The organism is Polaribacter sp. (assembly GCF_051251875.1).
Taxonomy (GTDB): domain Bacteria; phylum Bacteroidota; class Bacteroidia; order Flavobacteriales; family Flavobacteriaceae; genus Polaribacter.
Genome location: NZ_JBPOGL010000014.1, coordinates 19,635 through 42,263 on the forward strand (window position 1 = coordinate 19,635; position 22,629 = coordinate 42,263).

The following is a 22,629-nucleotide window of genomic DNA, read 5'->3' on the forward strand; positions in this document are numbered from 1 at the left end:
TACTCCTAAAACCAATTTCACATATCGTTTTTAATCAATTTTCCAAACTTTAGTCTCTCCTTTTTTTAGGGTAATAACTTTACTTAATTTATCATCTAAAAATATTCTAAAGTCTCCACCATGTATTGCATGTATTGTAGCTTGTGCTAACTTTCCTTTTTTCCAATCAATATCAACTTCAAAACCACCACGTGCACGTAATCCTTTTACACTTCCGTTAGGCCAAGCAGATGGTAAAGCTGGTAATAAGTGTAATATATAAGGAGCATTTGTTAAAGATTCTTGCGGCACAACAGGCACAAAGTGATTGCTGTTTTCTATATCTTTTTTATAAGCTATAAAAGCTGCCTTTTCAATTTTATCAGCATCATTATTGATACTTCTTAAATGACTTTGCAACAACATTTCGCAAACTCCGGCTATTCCTCCAAAATTTCCATCAATTTGAAAAGGAGGATGAAAATCAAAAAGATTTGCATAAGCACGTTTTGAAGTTAAAAATTGATAAAACTGATGTGCTTTATCTCCATTATGCAACCTTGCCCAAAAATTTGTTTTCCACGCCGTACTCCATCCTGTGGAAACATCACCTCTGTGTTTCATAGTAACCAAAGCCGCATTAGCAATTTCTTTGGTGGTAAGAGGCGAAAAATCACGACCGGGATGCAAAGCTATTAAATGAGAAATATGACGATGTTGATCTGTAGGACTATCCCAATCTTCTGGCCATTCCTGCAGCTGCCCATATTGCCCAATTTTTTGAGGACAGAGATTAGGAATCATCTCTTGTAAAGATTTTCTAAATGTTGCATCTTTATCTAAAACAATAGATGCTTCGATACAATCTGTAAATAAGTTTAAGACTAACTGCTGGTCATAAGAAGCACCATAGGTTTGTTTGTTTAATTTTCCAAATTCTTTTGACAAATATGTGTTTTCTGGTGACCACGTTGGATAGACCACAAGTGTTCCATCTTTCCAAGGAGCAAGAAATTCCATATAAAATTCTGCAGCTCCTTTTAAAATAGGATACACTTCTTCTAGATATTTTTTATCTTGATTAAAGGCATAGTGTTCAAATAAATTTTGAGACAACCAAGCTCCTGATTGTTGCATACGCCTACCATGAACGTTAGGAGCTGTAAAACCGAATACATTTCCATTAAGCCCAACACTCCAACCTTTTTCAATTCCGAAAGTTTCTTTTGCTATAATCTTACCTGATTCCGATTGTATTTTTAACCATTTAACATAAGGAGTAAAAGAGTCTGGCAGATTCGCTGTTTCTACCATCCAGTAATTCATAGCAACATTGATGTCATTATGATAATCTGAATTCCATACAGGTTTTAAATATCCGTTCCATAATCCTTGTAAATTTGAAGGTACAGGTGCTGTTCTAGAACAACTTAATTGCAAGTAGCGAGAATAATTAAAATACAAATTTTCTAATTCTATACTCGCCCCATTTTTTACCAATGCATCTGTTGTTAAACCAGAGGGTTTATAATCTAACTCTAGTTGGCAACGATTCATCAATTCTGAAACATCTTTTTTGTGATTTTCTTTTAAATTTTCATAACCCATTTCCACAGCGGTTTCCATAGCCTTTTTAGTATCAGACTTATAATCTCTTCCTTTAAAAGATGGGTAAATAGGCAAATAATCTGAATAAGCTGTAAGGTATATTTTAACATCTGTTGCGTCTATCACTTTTATAGAACCGTCTTCTTGAGCTACTAACTTTCCTTTTCCTGCATCTATATAAATTAGTTGTTGAAATTTAGTATTGTCTTGCACCATTGAAGCTTCGCCATTTAACACTATCAAATTTCCCGTAGATGTTACCTTATTGATTTTATGTAAAGTGGATGTCTTTATTTTGAGGTTCATTTTGGCATTTTCAGCCCTATATCTTATAGCTATCAAATCATTTGGATGACTACAGAAAAATTCTCTAGTAAAATGTCCTTCACCAATAGTATAGCTTACATTCCCCATTCCTGTTTGAGCATCTAAAGTTCTGGAATAACCGCTAACTAAAGCGCTGCTATGTTGTTCTGTAGAAATATACAAATCTGTAAAGGGCGCATAATTGCCCAAAGGTTGGGTGCTACTTAAATATTTTGTAGAGAGTGATTCCATACTATTTTCAGAAGTACCATATTTACCTTGTCTGTATGCCTCTCTTACTTTTTCGAAATTTTTATGAGCACCTATTCTTGTACCTGATTGAGCAATAGAATCTAAACCACGCTTCGTATTCATCCAAAGCGTAATATCATTTATCATTAAATGTTCTTGACGAATACCACCAGTAAACATTGCTCCTAAACGTCCATTTCCTACAGGTAACGCCTCTTGCATAAAGCTTGATTTTATGCCTCTTTTTTTTGGATTATCCGGCAAATCATCACTTGCTGGAGTATTATAAAATAATTTATATGATTGTTTTTGACCACAAACAATTGCAGTAATAAACAAAAAGAATATTGTTATTAGCTGTAATTTTTGGTTCGATATTCTGTATTTATTTTTCATTAATCCATAGGTTTTATCCACATACAATGTCCTCCTCCAGCAACCATTTTTGCTTTTACAATATCACCTTTGTTTACAGTTGATGTTCTTACTTGGTATGCTTCTGCGTTTGTTTTACTATTTGTTTGCGCTGTATCTTCATAATAGGTAATTGCATATTTCTTATTTTCCTCTAGAAAATCTAAAGGGATTTCTAAAACTCCTCCATTAACATGAACAGAACCAATAAACCATTCTTCTCCATGTCTTCTTGCAGTAGAAATATAACCATCTATTTTGGAGTGTAAGACTTTACTTTCATCCCATTTTCCAACAGGCATTTTCTTGATAAATTCAAACAAATCTTGTTTAGCTGCATAAGCCTCTGGTGCATCTGGTAATACAACCAATCCACTAAAAACAATTAGTGTTCTTGCTGCTTCTGCTGTAACTGTGGTAAATAAAGAATTCGGTTTTCTTGGACCTTTTTCTCTTTCTTTTGCATTCACGCCAGAAATATCAAAAATTCCATTATTCATATCCAAAGGACCTTGTATTGCATTGATTAATGCCATTCTTACAAAGGTTTTAGGAGTAAATGCTTTCTTAGAATCTTGTTGTGCATGGCAGAATTCTCTTGTAATAGCATTCGGATACGTTCTAGTTACTCCCGCTAAAGGAACTGGACCATCGTGAAAATCTATTAACAAATTACTCTCTGCACTTAGTTTAATGGCGTCTCGTGTAAAATCAGCTTTATTGCCCATAAAACCATATTTAATTCCTTTTACACCTAATGATTTATAATGTTCAAATAGTTTTTCATCACCATAATCTCCTTTTCTTCTATCATAATATAAAAATATTGCTACGCCTTTCTTTTTAGCATAGGTTATCACTTTTGCCAAATCCAATTTTTCAGACATCTCAATATTTCCCGGATTTACATCAGTATACCATGCATCGTCAATTAAAAAATATTCTATATTATTTTCTGCAGCAAAATCTATAAATCTGTAATAACTTTCGTTATTAATTCCATAGGTAAATCCGTCTTTTGCTTTGTAGCCATGAACTCTCCAATCCCAAAGTGATTTTCCCGGTTTTACCCAATCTGAATTTTCTATTTTGTTAGGAGTCGCCAAATTAATAGCAACATTATTTACAATCAAATCTCCCATTGTTTTTCCCACTAAAATAACTCGCCAAGGCGAAGTAAGTTCTGCTTCTGTTGTAGTGGCTTTGTTTTTTGACACAATCGCATTTGTTTTTAAATCTGCTGCTATCTTCATTGTTTGAAACCCTTTTGCTTCATACAAATCAGATTCAAAAATTGCCATAAACAAATTCTCTGGCGTTGCTACAACTAAAGGAATATGTAATGCTACTTTTTTACCTCTTTTTGCCGTTTTGTTCTGTGCTACATCTAATTCTTCTAAGGATATTGGACCAAGTGGTTCCTTCTCCCCATTTGGTAAATAAAATTTACTTTGGTGTTGAGTGCTATATGAACAATTCCAAGAAACTTCCTTCGGTTTATTTCCTTTATCAAGAATAAATCGGAAAGCAACTCCTTCATTATAAACTCTTGCTAAAAATCTAGATGAAGTATTGTTTGAAGAAATAGAAAGTTCTAATTCTTGGTAATGATCTCTCATTTTTTTTTGTTGTCCCCAAACAGCCTCCCAATGCGTATCTACATCAGATACTTTGTGATTATTTACAATTACATCTGCACCTACTTCAAAATATTCTAAGGTTGATGTTTCTATCATTTTTTTACCCAACCAATCCATTTGATAATGGATTTTATTGTTTTTTAAAAAAACTTTTAGTGTTACATTTCCATCAGGTGAAACAACCTGATAATTGTTCTCTGTTCCTTGTATAGACAACGACAGCGTAAAAAGAAATACAAGAATTAAATATTTGATTTTCATCATAATACGATTGAATAAATTATTTTTATAATCAAAGAATTGATATCATTATACTACTAACTACCTGTTGTGCATTATAAATTTATTTCATCACAAAATGTCAGTTCGAGTGATTTTGAGGAACGAAAAATTGTATCGAGAACTTTTTTAATGCTAAAATTCTTACCTGCCTGTCGGCAGACAGGTTCTCGATACAAATTTTACTCATTTCAATCGTAAAATTCACTCGAATTGACAGAATTTTATCATAATGCACAACAGGTTACTTACTCTAAAGGTTTATTTAAAGTTACTTTAATCACAACATCAAGAGCTTTTTCAGCTTGTTCAGCTAGAGAAATTCGTAAATTATCCTTGTCTTGTTCATACGAGATAGCAGCTCCATTTGCTAAATAACTTACAGATGTTACCTTAGTAGAAATATTATCTAACACCATTTTACCAGATGTTGGTTTATGAAGCATATGAAGATATAGTACATCTCCTTCTTTATTTGTGCTAATATCTCCCCACGCTGGTCGGCTATCAAAAGGATTGGGATTTGTATTATGAATAGACTCACCATTTACTTTCATCCATTCACCAATAATTCCGTACAATCTAACCGCTTCAGGATCTAATTTACCGTTCCCCATGGGCCCGTTGTTCAATAAATAATTACCACCTGTACAAACGGTATGCACCATTCTTTCTAACATTTCTTTTTCATCATGATAAAACACTTCTCCCTTATCTTTATACCCAAAAGATGAACCAACTGAATCCGGAGATTCAACATATAAAGGAAGTTTTTGCGTTGGCACTTCTTTATCTGCTATTGAAACATAATCAAACAACTCTAAATTTTCTTGCAATACTTTGTCTTTTCCACCTTGAATAATTCTTGAATTGATTAAACAATTTGGACGATATTTTCTAACCACATCAGCAAACAACTTTGCACGTTTAAAATTCATTTGTGCAGGAGTATCAAACCAAATTAAATCTATTTCATAATTCTTCATTAATTCTTCTACTTGTGGGAGACTTTTCTCCTTAATATAGGTATCAAAATCTGGTTTAAAATCAGCAGAAAGATTAGGATGCAATCTCTCTCTTCTGGTTCTTCTTGGGTTCAGATACGGAGCATTTGGGTCGTCCCAATCTTGGGCATGAGAATAATAAACACCAAACTTTAATCCGTGACTATGACAAGCCTCACTTAATTCTTTAATAACATCACGCTTAAAAGGTGTATAGTCTACAATATTATAATCACTAACATTTGAATCAAACAAAGCAAAACCATCATGGTGTTTAGAGGTAATCACCACATATTTCATTCCGGCATCTTTAAAAGTTTTAACCCACTCTTCTGCGTTAAAATCAGCTGGATTAAACCCTTTAGCTACTTCATGATATTCATCTACAGACATTCTTGCATTTACCGCAATCCACTCAGCATAACGCGCCTTTGGAATATTATCTTTGTATGCTCCACCAAGATCAGAGTACACGCCAAAATGAATAAAAGCACCAAATTTGGCATCTTTATACCATTGATTTAATCTTGCTTCAGAATCAGGTGTTTGCTTTAAATTACTTGCGAAACGATATTCGAAACTGACATCTTTTTTCTGCTTTTGAACAACTTTTTTATCTTGCGCTTGCGTTGCGAAAACTGAAAGAAGTAATATATATACTATTTTTTTCATCGAGTTTTATTTTAAATTCTAGTTAATCTTTTGTCATCATACTTCCCCACCAATTATCATTTGGTTGAAAATCAGGAGACAACATTTGTTTTCTTTGCTTTTCTAAAGAGGGCATTTTTTTGTATTCCATTTTATGTAAATATTCGGTTGCTTTTGTTTCTGAATATTCAGGATCAGCTTCTGGAAACTTTGCTTTCACTTCTTTTAAATAAGCAAACAATTCTTTATTCAACTCTTCCACTTTTTTAGGATAAGCCGCTGCCAAATCAGTGGTCTCACTAATATCTTTTACTAAATTGTAGAGTTCTTTTCTGCCATCTTCATAATAGTGAATCAATTTCCAAGCTCCTCTACGAATAATTGATGAGGGTTCTCCTCCTTGATTTCCATAATGAGGAAAATGCCAAATAAGTGCACGTTCTTTGATGCTTTCTCCTTTTATTAATGGCAATAAACTAACACCATCATTATGTTCATTTGGCAATAGTTTTGCACCTGCCAACTCTAAAAATGTTGGATAAAAATCTGCACCAGTTACAGGAACATCTATTTTATCTCCTTTTTTAGATAGTCCAGGAATTTTAATAATATAAGGTTCTCTAATGCCTCCTTCAAACTGATATCCTTTTCCTGCTCTTAATGGTTTATTACTGGTTGAAAAATTATCACCAGCAGCTACGCCACCATTATCGGATGTAAAAACTATAATGGTATTTTCATCAAGTCCTTGAGCTTTTAAACCCGCAAGAACTTCGCCAACAGCATCATCCATTTGTGATACTAAACCAGCATAAACAGGATTGTCTTGCACTTGACGAATTGGCAAATATTTTCCCATTTTATATCCTTTTTTTGCAATTCCTTGCGATACAGCTTTATTTTGATACTTTTTCCATTTATCCTTTGAGGTTTGAATAGGAGAATGAACGGCATAAAAAGAGAGATAAGCAAAAAATGGTTTTCCTGTTTTCTTTGGATGATTCTCACCTATAAATTTTACCGTTTCTTTTGCCAAACGATGTGATAAATTTTCTCCATCTTCTCCATTTTCTAATTTTGGATTTTTATAAGGTGAAAAATAACCTCCACTAGGACCTCCTTTTGTCCAACCACCAACATTAATATCAAAACCATGATCTTCTGGCCAAGATCCTTTTGGGCCTAAATGCCACTTTCCTGTAAAAAAGGTTTTGTAACCTGCTGCTTTTAATGCCTCTGGCATGGTTGTATAATGAGCAGGTAATTGATGCGTGTAGGCTGCAGGAAGTAATTTGGAAAATCTTTTTCTCGATCTCCAAGCTGTTCCAGAAGGAGATCCAATATGAACAGTAATATCGTGTCTTGCCGTAAATTTCCCTGTCATGATACTTGCTCTTGAAGGACTACAAACTCTACTATTTGCATAGCCATTTGTAAATACGGTTCCTTCGTTTACAATTTTATCAATATTGGGAGTTTCATAAAATGTACTACCTGTTGCGCTCAAATCTGCATAGCCTAAATCATCTGCTAAAATGAAAAGAATATTGGGTTTACTTTCCTTATTTTGAGCAATAACAACTGTAGCGCAGATTAAAAATAACCAACTTAATAGCGTATTTAATTTTTTCATCTTCTAAACTTAATTTTGTTGGGTTTCAGTTATTTTAAAAACGGCACTTTGTAACGGTTTTCTTAAATCAACCCAAATACCGCTGTTCATTAAAACTTCTCCTGATACTAATTGCTTGTTAAAACTTATATGTGATTTCTTACTGTCCATATTTATTTCTTCTACTTTGTAAATTAATGTTGGATCTAACCCTTTCATTTTTACAAAACTCCGTTCGTATCTTCTATGATGTGTATGACTATACACCATTAACAAAGCGTCTTTTTTAGTTTGAGAAACATAATTAATAGCTGCATATCCATCATCATCATAAGGAGATAATAAGCGATACAAATCTCCAAATTGTACAATTGGACGAATATCTTTGTACAAGGAAATGGCCTTTTTTGCAAATTCCAACTCTTTTTTATCCAAAGCATCTGGACTTAATTCTATTCCTAAACGTCCTGCCATGGCAACATCAAATCTAAATTTTAAAGATGTTTCTCTTTTAGTTTGATGATTAGGAGACTTGGTAACATGTGCTGCTGTTGCTATTGGCGGATAAATATGATTGGTTCCCCACTGAATAAATAAACGTTCATAAGGATCTGTATCATCACTTGCCCAAAACTCATGCGTGTATTTCATAGAACCAAAATCTACACGTCCACCGCCAGAAGCACACGCTTGAAAAATGGTTGAAGGATATTTTTTTGTTAAACGTTCCAACACTTTTTCTAAACCACGAGTGTAATTTATAAAAAGGTGTGATTGTTTTTTTTCTGATAAATAAGTTGACCCAAAATTCTGTAAATGTCTGTTTGCATCCCATTTTATGTAGGCAATTTTAGGATGCTTAGTTAACAAATCATCAACCACTTTAAAAACAAAATCTTGAACTTTAGGGTTTGATAAATCTAACAACAATTGATTGCGTTCTAACAACTTCTTTCGATTATTCTGTCTTTGGATAATCCAATCTGGATGTTTTTCTGCCAACTCACTTTTAGGATTTACCATTTCTGGTTCTACCCAAATTCCGAAACGCATTCCTTTAGATTCTGTATAATCAATTAAATCGTCTAAACCTTTTGGTAACTTTTTTTGATTTACTTGCCAATCTCCCAAACCTGCATTTGCTCTGTTTCTTGGATATTTGTTTCCAAACCAACCATCATCTAACACAAAAACCTCAACGCCCATTTCTGCAGCGCCATCCATCATACTTTTTAACTTGTCTGCATCAAACTTAAAATAAGCGCCTTCCCAACTATTTAAAACAATTGGTCTTAATTCATTTTCTGCTCTTAAATTGTATTTTTTTGCCCAACGATGTAAGTTGATTGACGCTTTGTTTTTTCCTTTATCACTATAAGTTAAAATCATTTTAGGAGTTTCAAACTTTTCTCCAGCAGGAAGAAAATACGTAGATGCAAAAGGATTAATTCCGGCAATCATTTGACATCTTGCTTTGTCATCAACTTGAAAAGTCAATTTAAAATTCCCTGACCAAGCCAAAGCTCCTGCAATAACTTTTCCTTTATTTTCTTTTGAAGAACCATCCAATGATAATAGAAAAGAAGGATTTTCATATTCGGTTGTTCTAACGCCTCGTTTGGTTTCTATGGATTTAATTCCATTGGTTAAACGTTCTTCGGAAATCATCATTTCTTTAGAATGACTTCCATAAAAATGTGACAAATAATAATCAGTAGCTTTAAATCCAATGGCTGAAGAAGCATATTGAGATAAACTTATTTCTTGTTTTTCATTGTGATGAATTGTTGTCCATTGCTCAATCACATTTTCATCTGAATAGGCATTAAAATGTAAATCGACATACAATTCTTTTTTTTCATCTTTTAAATGAATCACGGTTGTTTGTATATTGCCTTCTTTTTTTTGTTGATGAGAAACATAAAATAAATCTGTTGCCATCGTTCCATCGTCATGCGTAGCCATCAATGCAACTTCATCATTCATTCCGTTACCAAAACTAGGATAGGCTTCATTAAAAACGACAGACATATTCTCTAAACCTTGTGTGTTTTTTATAAACGTCCCATAATGAGATTGGATTACTTTTTTATACTTTGTGATTTGAAAAACTAAAGAGTTCTCTTGAGTTTTGATATGTATAAGTTGTGCAAACACATTGTTTTGCATAAAAACACACACAATAAAAAGAACAAATATTTTTTTCATAATGTTTTTACAAAATTGCTTTTAAATAATTTATATATAATTGTTGTTACTACTAGAAAAAATATTCCTCCAAACACTAGAACCAAAATCTGCTTTTTTTTATAAGGATCTGTAAACTAGCGGAAGCGGGGTTGAAATAATATTTTCAAGCCTATTATTCCCAGTTTAGTTTTTCTATAAAATACTGATGCTTTTCAGATGAACTATTATAATTCCATTCATTTAATTCTTGTTCAAGTCTACTTAGACTAAAACCCTGAGAAGAATGGGTTTTGTTTATAATGTCTGTCATTAATGGTGAAGCTTTATTATTTTTACTAAAAATATCATTTAACTTTGTGAAATTAAATCGAAAAAAAGTAAACGAATAATTTATTAGAGTTTGATTTGAGTCATCAAATTGATTAACCCTTTTCCATAAGTTATTTCTATTTACTATTAAATAAAAACCGAAAGGTAATTTGGCTGATTTGTCATTGTGTAAACAATATTTTATGTACTTATAACTTTCAGAATTAAAAGTAAAATTAATCTGTTGGACTAATTGTACAAAATTAGTATTTTTATTAAGTGCTTTCTTTTTATTTAAATCACTTAATTTCTCAGCACTTAAAACATCTGTTTTTGTGGCATTATTAATATTTATCCATTCTAATGAAGATTCAGATAAAATTGAATTCACCAACCCATTAGGAGTGCTGTTATCTATTTCACTTATTGATTGCAGTGTTGACTTTACAAAAGTATTATCAGGATACAATGCATAACTGAAATTTGATAAACTTGTATCTGTTAAAGGCAATGAGTCTTCTTCGTATTGTGCGTTTATTAATAGAGAATAACTAAATAATAAAATTGCTAAAAATAATTTTAAATTTTTCATAATGTTTTTACAAATTTGCTGTTAAATAATTTATATATAATTGTTGTTACTACTAGAAAAAATATTCCTCCAAACACTAGAACCAAAATCTGCTTTTTTTTATAAGGATCTGTAAAATTGCAAATACCTTTTTCATCACAAAAAAAGCGCTCGTCATAAGAATAATACCTATAAGTACATTGAATAAATGCTTTGCAATTTTCGATTCTAACCAAATCAATAGTTCTAATACTATCTATAATGATTTGTTTAAAAACACGTTTTTCTTGTTCTGAATCTTGTCTAAGAATAAAGGACTCTTTTTTATCACCAAATTGAAATTCAACACTATAGGTGTAACCATGTCTGCTTCCAGCACCGTTACCAGAATAAGCTGTTTTAGTAACTGAATCTATTTGTATATTCTTAATCAAAACATATTTATTTTCAATCAATCGATTTATATGATTTTTATAAAATAATATAAAAAACAAAAAGAACAAAGTATAAAAAAGACTGATGCTAATTTTGGCTATGTAAGCTCGTTTTGTCATATTTAATCAAAGGTGTAAATTAAATGATTGATTTTAAAACAATATGAAGAAATTCAAACATCTGTTTTTTATTAAAATTTGATAGTTTTGCATTTCCGATTAATGAATGTTAACAATAATATAAAACCTAATTACTTCACTTTTAAAACCACATCATCCCAAAAACAAACACCATTAAAATCAGGTGAGGTTATACAGCGTAACTGCATATTTTTAATATCAGCACTATTAAATGTGCCTTTAAACTGAACCCATTCATCTGTTTTGCTTGTTGTATCTATTTCAAACTTGCAGGTTTCATCAAAACTTCCATTGGTATCAAAAATGACTTTTCCTTTGGTTCCTGATTTAATTTTTAACTGAACACTTAATTCGTAATTGGTATTTGGATTCAATACAACTTTTTGTAATAATCCTTTTGACTTTCCTTTTCCAGTATATTGAAGTGCAAAATATCCCTTTGCAGTATCACCTTTAAAAGGAGAAAATCCTGTAGAATTTCTGTTATACCAGTTTTTTACTTGTTCTTGTGTAATCAATTCAAAAGAAGGATTTTGTATTATATTGTCCACTTTTGATTTAGAAATTTTCAATGAAGTAATTTTATTATTTGCTTCAATCGTTTTTAAATCGATTCTATTTTCTTCTAAAATCCAAGATTCTCCTTTGAAATTATCTTTTGCAAAAGCTTCAACTATAAATCCTTTCGGAATTTCAATAGAAGATATTTCATTCGGTTTTATGCTATGTTTTACCAATTCAGTCTGATTATAATTCCCTTCAGATAAAGTACCCATCATTCCATTAAAGTTAATATCCTTATGAAAAGTTGGCAGTTGCACTCCTAAAGTTTGTTTCACCATATTTATGGTTCCATCTTCATTAAAATAAATAGGATCAAAACAAACAGAACGATTGGTTGCAATGCCTCCGGATAAATTCCCGTTGTGATAAAACACATACCATTGATCTTTAAATTCTACAACAGAACCATGCATGGTAATAATATCTGTACTGTCTACAAATACACCTTTGCATTCATAAGGACCATAAAGATTATCACTGATGGCATAACGCATTTTATTTCGTTTTGGAAAATCATCAGGATAAATAATGTAATATTTCCCCTTACGTTTAAACATCCACAAACCTTCTCTAAAACCATCTAAACCTTTAATTGAATGCGGTTTTCCTTCAATCTCCATCATGTTTTCTTTTAGCTTATATCCTGTAGGATCTCCTTCACCACCAATAAACAAATAAGACTGACCATCATCATCCGTAAAAACACAAGGATCTATTAAGGACTTTAAACCTTTTATATACCCTTGCTCTTTGAAACCTGAAGCAGGACTTTTACTGGTTGCGACACCAATTTTCCAAGTATCTCTACCTTGCCCAGATCTATGAGGAAAATAATAGTAATACATTCCGTTTTTATAAGCAGCATCAGGTGCCCACATAAATCCACCTTCTTTTCGTCCCCAAGGTACTTGACTAGAATGCAAAATTTCTCCATGATCTTTCCAAGTAATCATATCATCTGTAGAAAATACATGATAACCATCCATGGTACTATAGCCTTTTGAAGGAGCTGGATCTGAAGATGGGTACACATACAAACGTCCATCTTCCCAAACATGTGTAGAAGGATCTGCAGTAAACATGTGGCTTACGATTGGATTTGAACGACGGTTTTGAGCTTCAATCTTCACAAAAGAAACTAGCAATAAAACGACTAAAAATATTTTTGTTTTCATATTAGAAATTATTTTTGAATTTTTATAAGTGATACATAATCCCAATTCCCAACACCATTAAAATCATCAGAAGTAATACAACGCAATTGTAATTTTGTTGTTTTTCCGCTATTAAAAACACCTTTGTAAGTTATCCATTCATCTGATTTGTTTTTGGCATCTAGCTCAAACTTACAAGTTTCATCAAAACTTCCATTGGTATCAAAAATGACTTTCCCTTTTGTTCCTGATTGAATTTTCAACTGAACACATAATTCATAGTTGGTATTTGGGGTAATTTCTATTTTTTGAATCAAAGGTTTTGGTTTTCCTTTTCCATTGTATTGAAGTGAGTAATATCCTTTGGCTGTTTCATCTCTAACACTCACATAAGGTTTTGGGTTTTTATTGAACCAATGCTTTACCAAACCTTGTGTCGTCAATTCAAAAGAAGGGTTTTTTACCAAGTTCGCTACGTTTGATTTTGATATTTTTATTGAAGAAATTTTATTATTAGCTTCTATTGCATTTAAATCAATTCTATCTTCTTCAAATACCCAAGATTTTCCTTTATAATCATCTTTTTCAAAACAAGTAACTACATATCCTTCCGGAATTTGAATAGAAGAAATTGCATTCGGCTGAATTCCATTTTTATCTAAATCCGCTTGGGTATATTCTCCAAGTTCTAATGTTCCAAACATTTCATTAAAGTTGATGTCTTGATGAAAAGTTGGCAATGCTACCCCTAAACTTTGTTGTACCATTTGAATGGTACCATCTTCATTAAAATAAACAGGATCGAAACATATAGATCTATTTGTACCGATACTTCCTGATAAATTTCCATTATGATAAAACACATACCATTGGTCTTTAAATTCTACTAAAGAACCATGCATGGTAATTACATCCGTATTCTCTAAAAATATGCCTTTAAATTCCCAAGGACCTAAAGGATTTGTGCTCATCGCATATCCCATTTTATTCGTTTTTGGAAAATGATCTGGATATATTAAATAATACATTCCTTTTCGTTTGATAACAAAAGGACCTTCTCTATGACCTGTAGCACCAATTTGTTCGGTCATTTCTCCTTCAATCTCCATCATATTTTCCTTTAATTTTGCAGCATAAGGTTTTGTATCTACTACCGCATAAATATAGACTTGCCCATCATCATCTAAAAAAACACCTGGGTCACAGAACCTATTCATCCCTTTTACATATCCTTGCAATTTAAAGTCTGATGCTGGTTTTTTACTAGTTGCTACACCAATTTCCCAAACACCTTTTTTGTTTTTATGTGGAAAATAAAAATAATACGTACCATTTTTAAAAACACAATCTGGCGCCCACATAAATCCTCCTTTTTCAATTCCCCAATCTACATCTCTAGAATGCAATATCTCTCCGTGATCTTTCCAAGTAATCATATCATCCGTAGAGAAAACATGATAACCATCCATGGTACTATAGCCTCTTGAAGGAGCTGGATCTGAAGATGGATACACATACAACCGACCATCTTGCCAAACATGTGCAGATGCATCTGCCGTAAACATGTGACTTACAATAGGGTTTGAACGACGATTTTGAGCAGTCAGTTGAAATGCCAAAATTAAAACTGTAAAGAATATTTTTATTTTCATTATTTCTTATTTTATTTATTAATAACGTACTTATTCCAGAAAGAATTAATGTCCTTCGCTTCATTTTCAAGATTAAATATGTTCCAATTTTCTACACAATCAGAAAAATCTACACCTCCTGCAGCAATCCATTTATTTGTCCAAGTAGATTCCCATGCATCACAGACTTCGTCAGCCAACATCCAAATATTTCTAGCAACTTTATTTGGGTTTTCAGTCGATTTAGCAAGCGCTAACCATTTTGTATCTTTAGAGCGATATCCTGGAGTTTCATTATCACTAGTGTTTCCATCATCAATTTTTTTATAAATTGTATGTTGCTTTAACCACACTAATTCTGAAGGTGTTGTGTTTTTTTCATTGTACTTGCTATGTTGTACAATAATTACATTTTTTTTAATGATAGCTGTCTCAATTCCTTCAGCAATTACTGCCTGCAATACATCATACGTAAAGTTTGATTGTCCTGCTTCTTGAACAAAAACTTTGCCTCCATTTTTTAAAATGGAGATTACTTTATTTTGAACTCTTGTAACAGATTCATTCCAATAATTATGTGCGTTTGTCCACTTTAAATTCTCCGGACCAAACAACTTATTATAATACTCAGGTACACCCTTTGTAATAAATATATGATTTTGATCTCCGTAAGCACCAGCTACTGCATAGTAATTTACACCTTCAAAATCTGGATGTTTTAGCATACAAGCCAAAGCAGCAGCAGCCATAATATCATCTTCATCAGGTTTTAAATCGAAATTTGCTAGCAACAAATCTTTATTCTTTTGAAACTCTTGTGATGTAGCTTCGTTGATACCAATTACTGATATCAGCAGATATAAAATGATGTATTTTAAATTCATAATGTTAAATTTTCATTACTACAATTTGAAGATATATCTTCAAAATTAGGATTAAATAGATTGTTTTTTATGTAAACTTCTCCTAGTACTTCTGTGTTTTTAAGTGCGCAAAAATTTGATAAATTTTTATTCCCAAAATCGGATTCTCTTTCTTTTTTACTATTGGTTAGGGGTTTGTAAGTACCTATTTCCAAATTACCATGAATTACTCTTAAGTTTATTAAACCATTTAGGTTAGTGATGTTAGCATTTTGTATTATTCTTAAATCACCACCAATTTTAATAATATTATTTAAGCCATATAATGATTGGAGATTTTGATTTTTACTGATTGATAAATCTCCTCGAACTTCTTTTAAATTTATTAACCCATTAATTGATTTGAGAGCAGAATTTCTACAAATGTATATCCTATTAATAGACTCCAAATTTGTAAGTTGATTTAGAGAAAAAAGTAAATCATTAGATAAAATATATAAATTTTTAAGCGATGTTAGATTGTCTATACCTTTTAAACTCTTAAGTGACATATTATAAGAAATTGAAACACCATTAACGTTCTTCAATTGCTCAAGTCCAATTAATGTTTTTAGCCTTTCGTTTCCTCTAATTTTAATTTCACCTTTTAACTTTGATAGATTATCAAGACCTTTTAAGTTCAATAAGGATGTATATTTTACACTCAAATCTCCACCAATAGATTTGAGATTATTCAATCCGTTTAAAGTATTTAACTCATTGTTTTGGTGAGTGTAACCATTATCTTTAAAACTAAAAATTAAATCTCCTTTTATTTTTTGGAGTCTCTTTAAAGGTGTTAAATCTTTCACTCCAGAAATCAATAAATCGCCTCGTATTATTTCTTTATTTTTAGAACCTAATTCATTTAATTGCTCTTGATTGTAAATTATGTAATCTCCTTTTATAGCCTTGTTAGCTATTGGAAATACATATGCAATAACCAGTATTGAAGTTATATAAATAAAATTTACTTTTATAATTCTAATAACAGATTTCATTTCCTTGTGGTTTAACAGAAACGCAATCCTTATTAATTGAATAAATACTATTATAGCTATAATAAAAAGTAATAGAATCCATCCAAAAAAACCTAACCCATATTCTTTCACTGGGCGATCAGCCAACCCAACACTCGCCCATATAATTGAATTATAAAAGAAACTTAAAAGAATTAATAAGATTATTTTTTTCATAAAAAACTAATTGTAAAAATTTCTGCTATTAAGTTTAAAATTATAAAGACGTTTTAATTTCTATCTCTTTTTGTTCTCTTACAACTTTTAAAGTAACTTCTGAGCCTTTTATATTATTCATAAATCGAAAAAACTGTTTCAGATTCATAAATTTTCTACCATTTGCTGCTAAAATTAAATCTCCTTCTAACAAACCAACTTTAGCTGCTTTCGTTTTTTTAGATACTTTTATTAAGGCAATACCTCCATCTTCTTTAGAAACTCCGTAAGCCGAAAATTCCATTCCTGATAAACCACTAACAGTAGCTCCTAACCAAGTAGGTTTTCTTCCTTTTTTTGCTCTTCCTTTATTTTTAAGTGTTTCTGACACTCCTAAAGCAGGAATTATTGGTGTTCTTGCAATTGCTTTCAGACTTGGCTTTTTAACTCCAAATTGATCCATCGGGAAGTTTTTAAACCCAATATCAAAGGCAGGTGAACCTTCTTTTACTCTAAAATCTCCATTTGCTGGGTCTATAAATTGAGGATCAGCCACAATTGAATTTTCATCCCATCCAAATTTTTGTGTTAACTCTGAATTAAAGATAAGGTTACTATCAACACGCTTACCTGTATTATTTGCCGTTGGTACTTTTACACCTTGATAAACAAACATAAAAATGTTAGAAAAAACCTCATCTCCACTGTTTTCATACCACACATGTGGATGAAAAGTATTGTTTACTGTAATATTATTCCAAGCACGTCTTCTGTACCCTTCTCGAAGTTTTAAACCACCAGACAACATTAAATTGTTATAAATATCGTAGTTGGTAGAACCATCGTCTAAATCAATATCCCAACCATGATCACAACGCCAACGACTATTTCTAATGGTGGTTGTTTTTATAGCATCTGCAAATGGTAACTTTGGATATTTACTTATATCTCCATTTTTTAGACGCCAATATCTGTCTCTTCCCCAAGAATTAAATGACCCATGATCGTGCGTTTCTAATACTGTATTAAATACATCACAACGCTCTATTAAATGTCCTCCAAAAGCACCATCTCCAACATTAATTCCTGAACGAGCACAATCGTAAATTGAACAATCTCTAACGGTTATTTCCATCGCCATTTCAATCTGTACTCCTGCAGGTTGACGCTCAACCGTTCCAATATCATGTATCAAACAATCTTCAACAGTACCTAATGCAGGATAATTTTCTGTTTTAGGACCAGGAGTTTTGTCAACAGTATTCATATCATTTTTCTCTCCATATTCAAACAACGGATCACGCAAAGCTTTTGGATCTCCCACAAAACAAACGCCACTTGCACCTGTATGATGAATGTAATTTCCTTTGATTAAAGTATGTCTGTTGTAATTGTTTACAAAAATGGCATTTCCTCCAACCTGATCAAATTCACAATCTAAAATCTGAATATTTTCTGTACCTGTTAACATAAAAGCACCTCCTCTAAATATGGCCCAATCAGAACGCACCATTGGTTCTTTTGTTTCCATAAAAGTTCTAGCGGCATGTTTTACCACAAAACCTTGAAATCTAATATGTTTTACAGGATTCTTTATGGAACCTTGAAAATCTATCAATTGTTTTAATTGAACAACCTCTACTTTTGCTTTTTCTAAATCTGTAATTGCTTCTGGTTTGTAATATAAAATTTGAGTTTTTTCATCATGAAACCATTCTCCAGGAGCATCTAATTCTTCAAAAATATTTTCAACCATTCTATATTCTGGATGCATTCCTAATTGACGATTGTTTTGCCAACCACCTTCATAAGTTACTTCTCCATTCCCTTTTTTTCCTGTGATGATATAATGATAACCTCCCCAACGTTTAGAATGCATTGCATGAATATATCCTCCTTTAGGATTTTTCCAATTTGCAGCGCGTTCTTTAGAAAATGCATCTGCGGCATAACCTTGATAAGCCGCTGTTTTTTTACTAGCATCATAATTTGGATAACGTGCCATACGTTGATTTAATCCATCAACAAAAACCTGGTCAATTACAATTCCTTTTGCTGTTTTTGCTTGATAAATTCCATTTTGATACAATTTCCATGAAAGATCTAGTTTTAAACCTCCGCTTAAAACAGCACCTCCTTCATTTTGTGCACGATAAATAATTGGATACTTTTCTGAACCTGAATCTTTTGGATTAAAAACGATAGTTTCAGGCAAATAATATACACCATCAGCAAAATAAATGGTTACTGCTTCTTTGCCCGCAAATGTTCTTGCTTTTAATTGTGCTGCTGCAAATGTGGCCAATGGTTTCTGTAGACTACCAGTATTAGCATCTGAACCATTTGGACTCACATAAATATCTAAAGCATAGGTTGTTGTTATGAAACATCCCATTAAAAGATAAAAAAAGATTGATATGTATTTTTTCATACTTAATATATTTTACTAATTAATTTTATTTGATTCTTTGATGTGTGTTTTTTGTTTCTTCCCTAAGCCTCTTTACTACTTTAGTATATTTTTCATTATGTACTAAATTATTCATTTCATGAGGGTCATTTTCTAAATCATATAATTCCTCAATTACAGGAGTATGTTCATAGTAAATGATGTATTTATATCTATCATTTCTTACCCCTCTAGATCTATACGATTTATTGGCTTTAATAATATCCTGATTTGCTATTTCAAAATCTGGGTATTTTCTTTTGGAATGTAAATTGGTAATAAAAAGACTTTCTGAATACACAGATTTCTGCCAATGTTCCATATTTTGAGTTTTATCTAATATCCCCATAAAACTTTTTCCTTGCATCTTTTCAGGAGTTTCTATACCTGCAAAAGACAATATGGTTGGTGCTATGTCTACAGCAGACACAAATGCAGGTTCTCTATATCCTCTTTTTTCTTTTGTTTTACGACCATCAAATACAATTAAAGGCGCTTTTATAGATTCTTCATAAAGAATTGCTTTATCATATAAACCTTGTGAACCATGAAAACGTCCATTATCACTCGTGTAAATAATTATGGTATTATTAAGAATCCCCATTTCTTCTAATTTATCAACCAATCTACCTACTTGTTGATCTACAGTATATCCTTGCGTTGCAAATCTTCTAACTAATTTTTGATATAATTCTGGAGTTGATGTTCGTTTTTTATGAAGTGGCACTCCTCTCCAATTGTCTAACAATTCGGGTAGTTTGGTGTTTTTTCCTTCAACCCAATTTTCTGGAACACTAAAGTTTTTATCCTCAAATTCCTTTACATGAGGAGGATACATATCTCTATCTTTGTCATTTTTTACAGCATAAAAACTAACAGACAAACAAAATGGTTCGTCTTTTGGTTGCGTATCTAAAAAATGCAACATTGCATCTCCCGTTTTTAACGTTCTTTCATTCAGAGGTCTGTCTTTATCATAAATTTTCTTTAAGGTTGCATCCTCTGGCCACATTTTAAAAGCACCTCTAAAATGCACTCCATTACCCGCAAAAAAGTCGAAGTATTCTCCTAGATTTTCTTGCAAATCATAACCAGAAACTCCACCTTCTGCATGGTAAGCTTTTTCAGTAACAGGGAAACCAAACTTGCCAACAAATCCTGTACGATATCCAGATTTTTTTAATCTAGCTGGATAAGAATCCTTAAAATCTGTCTTTGAAAAAGTGAGGTTGTTAGGATAAGAAAAGCCCACTCTATGATTAGACAAATAACGCCCAGACATTATAGTAGCTCTACTAGGCATGCAAATTGCAACAGGATAATAGGCTCTGTCAAATACAACTCCTTCTTCTGCTAATTTATCTATGTTTAAAGTTTTAAACTCTGGCCTTCCATAACATCCAAAATTATCCCAACGTTGATCATCTGTCATCAAAAAAATAATATTTGGTTGTTGGGCAAAACCCACCAAATTAAATAATAAGTAAAACAACAATACAAGTTTTTTCATTTTAAAGGATTTATTAATTATCAATTGGTAAAAGTTGTACATTTATAATATTAGGTGTTTCATTATTAAAATCTGAAGTAACTTCAAGCGTAAGCGTTTGCATACCCAGCGTATTAATTTTTATTTTTCCTAAGATAGCAACTGAGCATTTCATTTCTGTTGCCATTCTTTCATTATTCCAACGTTCTTGTTCTATCAATTTATTTTCAACAGATTTTCCTGCAACACTAACACGCATGCTACCATCTGATTTCCATTTATCGTGCTCACTAACGCTACTTAATACAGCTACTTTGTAAGTTCCTGGTTTTAGAATTCTAAAATCCCAACTTAGTGCTTCTCCTTCTTTATTTAGTCCAACAGTCATTCCTCTTGCTGGCATTATCCCTTTTCCTTTTTTCATCACTGTAAATAATCTTTGATCTAAAGGTCTAAGTGCTTTGTTGGCAACAATGTCTTTATCATGAACGGTAGCTCTAAATGCATCTAAAATAACGGTACCATCTTGTTGTTGCAAAAAGGTTTGATCCATCTTTGGAGCTCCTTCAATTTTTAATGCAATCACTGAAACATACGAATCTGGTGCTGTTTTGGACACATCAATAGAAATCACATTTACACCTGCAGCCGCATTAAATTTTGTTTTATAAGAAAGTGTATTCCCACTTGCTAAAAGTGATACTTTTTCTACTTTGTTGTTGAGTCCGTATAATTTAAAAACACCCTCTTTTGGCCAATCTACCACATTCAGATAAAGTGTTGTGGTATTACCTTCCGTACTCTGTGTAATAGAACCCCAATTAAATTCATAAGGATAAGGACCTGCTTTTGTTCCGTAAATGGCTTTTCCGTTTTTCTGAAGCCAATTCCCCATTATTTTTAATCTCTCTTTCGATGCTGAAGGAATAACACCTTTACTATTTGGACCAACATTTAGCAAATAATTTCCACCATTACCTGCAATGTTTGTTAGTTTTTTAAGCATTGTTGCTGCAGATTTCCAATTATCATCACCAGCCGTAAAATGCCAATTATCGTTCATGGTTTGAGCAGATTCAAAATCTATACCAATGTTGCCCGAAGGTGTCATATTATCTCCCATTGAAAGATAATTTACATACTCTAAGGTATCATCATCTCCCAAACGACTATTAGAAATTGCGCCATAAGAATTTAACAAATCCATCATTTCTTGTTGACCTAATAATCGTTTTCTGTTTTTATTTCTGAAACCTGCAGATCCATCAAACCAAAATAATTTAGGTTGATAATTTTCGCACAATTCCTTTATCTGACCATACATAAAATCCATGTATTTTGTAATATCAGCATCTGGATTTGGGTTAAAATGAAACCCATTTCGGTTACTATAAGTAGCATCATATTCTGGATGATACCAATCTGCAATTGAATAATAAAAACCAAGTTCAATACCTGCTTCTTTACATGCTGCTGCCAATTCTCCAACAATATCTCTTTTAAAAGGAGTTGCATCCATCACATCCCATTCTGTTAGTTTCGAATCCCATTTGCAAAAACCATCATGATGTTTTGTGGTAAAAACGATGTATTTCATACCTGCATCTTTGGCAATTCGCACCCATTCTTTGGCATCAAAATCAACAGGATTAAAGTTTTTTACTGAATTCTCATATCGTTCTGTTTTATTACCCCCTTCTACCAAATAATCTTCTGATGTGGATGCTCCAAAATGAATAAACATTCCAAATCTTGCTTCTCTAAACCAGCCCATTAATTCATCATCGGAAGGTTTATTTTCATTTTGAGCAGACAACAAATTTGTTGAAAGCATCAAAATGGTTAATAAAACATATTCTATTCCTTTTCTCATTA

General features: G+C 32.1%; 14 protein-coding genes. All 14 read right to left on the minus strand.

What is annotated here, in order from left to right; translation table 11 throughout:
* Positions 1-30 precede the first annotated feature (30 nt).
* Positions 31-2,541, minus strand: a complete 2,511-nt coding sequence (locus ACSHW5_RS08095) for a glycoside hydrolase family 95 protein (RefSeq protein WP_435675615.1) — start codon at positions 2,539-2,541, stop codon at positions 31-33.
* Positions 2,541-4,460, minus strand: a complete 1,920-nt coding sequence (locus ACSHW5_RS08100) for a glycoside hydrolase family 97 catalytic domain-containing protein (protein ID WP_435675616.1) — start codon at positions 4,458-4,460, stop codon at positions 2,541-2,543. The genes ACSHW5_RS08095 and ACSHW5_RS08100 overlap by 1 nt, the downstream gene beginning before the upstream one ends.
* A gap of 266 nt (positions 4,461-4,726) precedes the next feature.
* On the minus strand, positions 4,727-6,154 hold the full coding sequence (locus ACSHW5_RS08105) for an alpha-L-fucosidase (RefSeq protein ID WP_435675617.1): 1,428 nt from the start codon (positions 6,152-6,154) through the stop codon (positions 4,727-4,729).
* A gap of 22 nt (positions 6,155-6,176) precedes the next feature.
* Positions 6,177-7,766: a sulfatase gene (locus ACSHW5_RS08110; RefSeq protein WP_435675618.1), complete on the minus strand. Its 1,590-nt coding sequence runs from the start codon at positions 7,764-7,766 to the stop codon at positions 6,177-6,179.
* 9 nt (positions 7,767-7,775) lie between these two features.
* Entirely contained in the window at positions 7,776-9,953 is a 2,178-nt protein-coding gene (locus tag ACSHW5_RS08115) for an alpha-galactosidase (RefSeq protein WP_435675619.1), read from the minus strand.
* A gap of 154 nt (positions 9,954-10,107) precedes the next feature.
* Positions 10,108-10,836, minus strand: coding sequence for a hypothetical protein (locus ACSHW5_RS08120; RefSeq protein WP_435675620.1), 729 nt, complete (start codon positions 10,834-10,836; stop codon positions 10,108-10,110).
* Positions 10,833-11,249 carry a hypothetical protein gene (locus ACSHW5_RS08125; RefSeq protein ID WP_435675621.1) on the minus strand — a complete coding sequence of 139 codons (417 nt, stop codon included), beginning with the start codon at positions 11,247-11,249 and terminating at the stop codon, positions 10,833-10,835. Before ACSHW5_RS08125 ends, ACSHW5_RS08120 begins: the two co-directional genes overlap by 4 nt.
* Positions 11,250-11,500: 251 nt before the next feature.
* Complete coding sequence (locus ACSHW5_RS08130) at positions 11,501-13,129, minus strand: family 43 glycosylhydrolase (protein ID WP_435675622.1); 1,629 nt, start codon at positions 13,127-13,129, stop codon at positions 11,501-11,503.
* Between the two features lie 8 nt (positions 13,130-13,137).
* Positions 13,138-14,760: a family 43 glycosylhydrolase gene (locus ACSHW5_RS08135; protein WP_435675623.1), complete on the minus strand. Its 1,623-nt coding sequence runs from the start codon at positions 14,758-14,760 to the stop codon at positions 13,138-13,140.
* 11 nt (positions 14,761-14,771) lie between these two features.
* Positions 14,772-15,623: a hypothetical protein gene (locus ACSHW5_RS08140; protein ID WP_435675624.1), complete on the minus strand. Its 852-nt coding sequence runs from the start codon at positions 15,621-15,623 to the stop codon at positions 14,772-14,774.
* Positions 15,620-16,837: a hypothetical protein gene (locus tag ACSHW5_RS08145; RefSeq protein ID WP_435675625.1), complete on the minus strand. Its 1,218-nt coding sequence runs from the start codon at positions 16,835-16,837 to the stop codon at positions 15,620-15,622. Before ACSHW5_RS08145 ends, ACSHW5_RS08140 begins: the two co-directional genes overlap by 4 nt.
* Before the next feature lie 40 nt (positions 16,838-16,877).
* Positions 16,878-19,247 carry a PDZ domain-containing protein gene (locus ACSHW5_RS08150; RefSeq protein WP_435675626.1) on the minus strand — a complete coding sequence of 790 codons (2,370 nt, stop codon included), beginning with the start codon at positions 19,245-19,247 and terminating at the stop codon, positions 16,878-16,880.
* A 25-nt stretch (positions 19,248-19,272) separates the two neighbouring features.
* Positions 19,273-20,775, minus strand: a complete 1,503-nt coding sequence (locus ACSHW5_RS08155) for a sulfatase-like hydrolase/transferase (RefSeq protein ID WP_435675627.1) — start codon at positions 20,773-20,775, stop codon at positions 19,273-19,275.
* 13 nt (positions 20,776-20,788) lie between these two features.
* The gene (locus tag ACSHW5_RS08160) at positions 20,789-22,627 is read right to left on the minus strand and encodes an alpha-L-fucosidase (RefSeq protein WP_435675628.1); all 1,839 of its coding nucleotides are present in this window, start codon (positions 22,625-22,627) and stop codon (positions 20,789-20,791) included.
* Positions 22,628-22,629 lie beyond the last annotated feature (2 nt).

Excerpts from the sequence above, each read along its gene's own strand:
- ACSHW5_RS08115 (WP_435675619.1), bottom strand. The coding sequence starts at position 9,953 with ATGAAAAAAATATTTGTTCTTTTTATTGTGTGTGTTTTTATGCAAAAC.
- ACSHW5_RS08120 (WP_435675620.1), bottom strand. The coding sequence starts at position 10,836 with ATGAAAAATTTAAAATTATTTTTAGCAATTTTATTATTTAGTTATTCT.
- ACSHW5_RS08130 (WP_435675622.1), bottom strand. The coding sequence starts at position 13,129 with ATGAAAACAAAAATATTTTTAGTCGTTTTATTGCTAGTTTCTTTTGTG.
- ACSHW5_RS08095 (WP_435675615.1), bottom strand. The coding sequence starts at position 2,541 with ATGAAAAATAAATACAGAATATCGAACCAAAAATTACAGCTAATAACA.
- ACSHW5_RS08100 (WP_435675616.1), bottom strand. The coding sequence starts at position 4,460 with ATGAAAATCAAATATTTAATTCTTGTATTTCTTTTTACGCTGTCGTTG.
- ACSHW5_RS08140 (WP_435675624.1), bottom strand. The coding sequence starts at position 15,623 with ATGAATTTAAAATACATCATTTTATATCTGCTGATATCAGTAATTGGT.
- ACSHW5_RS08145 (WP_435675625.1), bottom strand. The coding sequence starts at position 16,837 with ATGAAAAAAATAATCTTATTAATTCTTTTAAGTTTCTTTTATAATTCA.
- ACSHW5_RS08135 (WP_435675623.1), bottom strand. The coding sequence starts at position 14,760 with ATGAAAATAAAAATATTCTTTACAGTTTTAATTTTGGCATTTCAACTG.
- ACSHW5_RS08155 (WP_435675627.1), bottom strand. The coding sequence starts at position 20,775 with ATGAAAAAACTTGTATTGTTGTTTTACTTATTATTTAATTTGGTGGGT.
- ACSHW5_RS08160 (WP_435675628.1), bottom strand. The coding sequence starts at position 22,627 with ATGAGAAAAGGAATAGAATATGTTTTATTAACCATTTTGATGCTTTCA.
- ACSHW5_RS08110 (WP_435675618.1), bottom strand. The coding sequence starts at position 7,766 with ATGAAAAAATTAAATACGCTATTAAGTTGGTTATTTTTAATCTGCGCT.
- ACSHW5_RS08150 (WP_435675626.1), bottom strand. The coding sequence starts at position 19,247 with ATGAAAAAATACATATCAATCTTTTTTTATCTTTTAATGGGATGTTTC.
- ACSHW5_RS08105 (WP_435675617.1), bottom strand. The coding sequence starts at position 6,154 with ATGAAAAAAATAGTATATATATTACTTCTTTCAGTTTTCGCAACGCAA.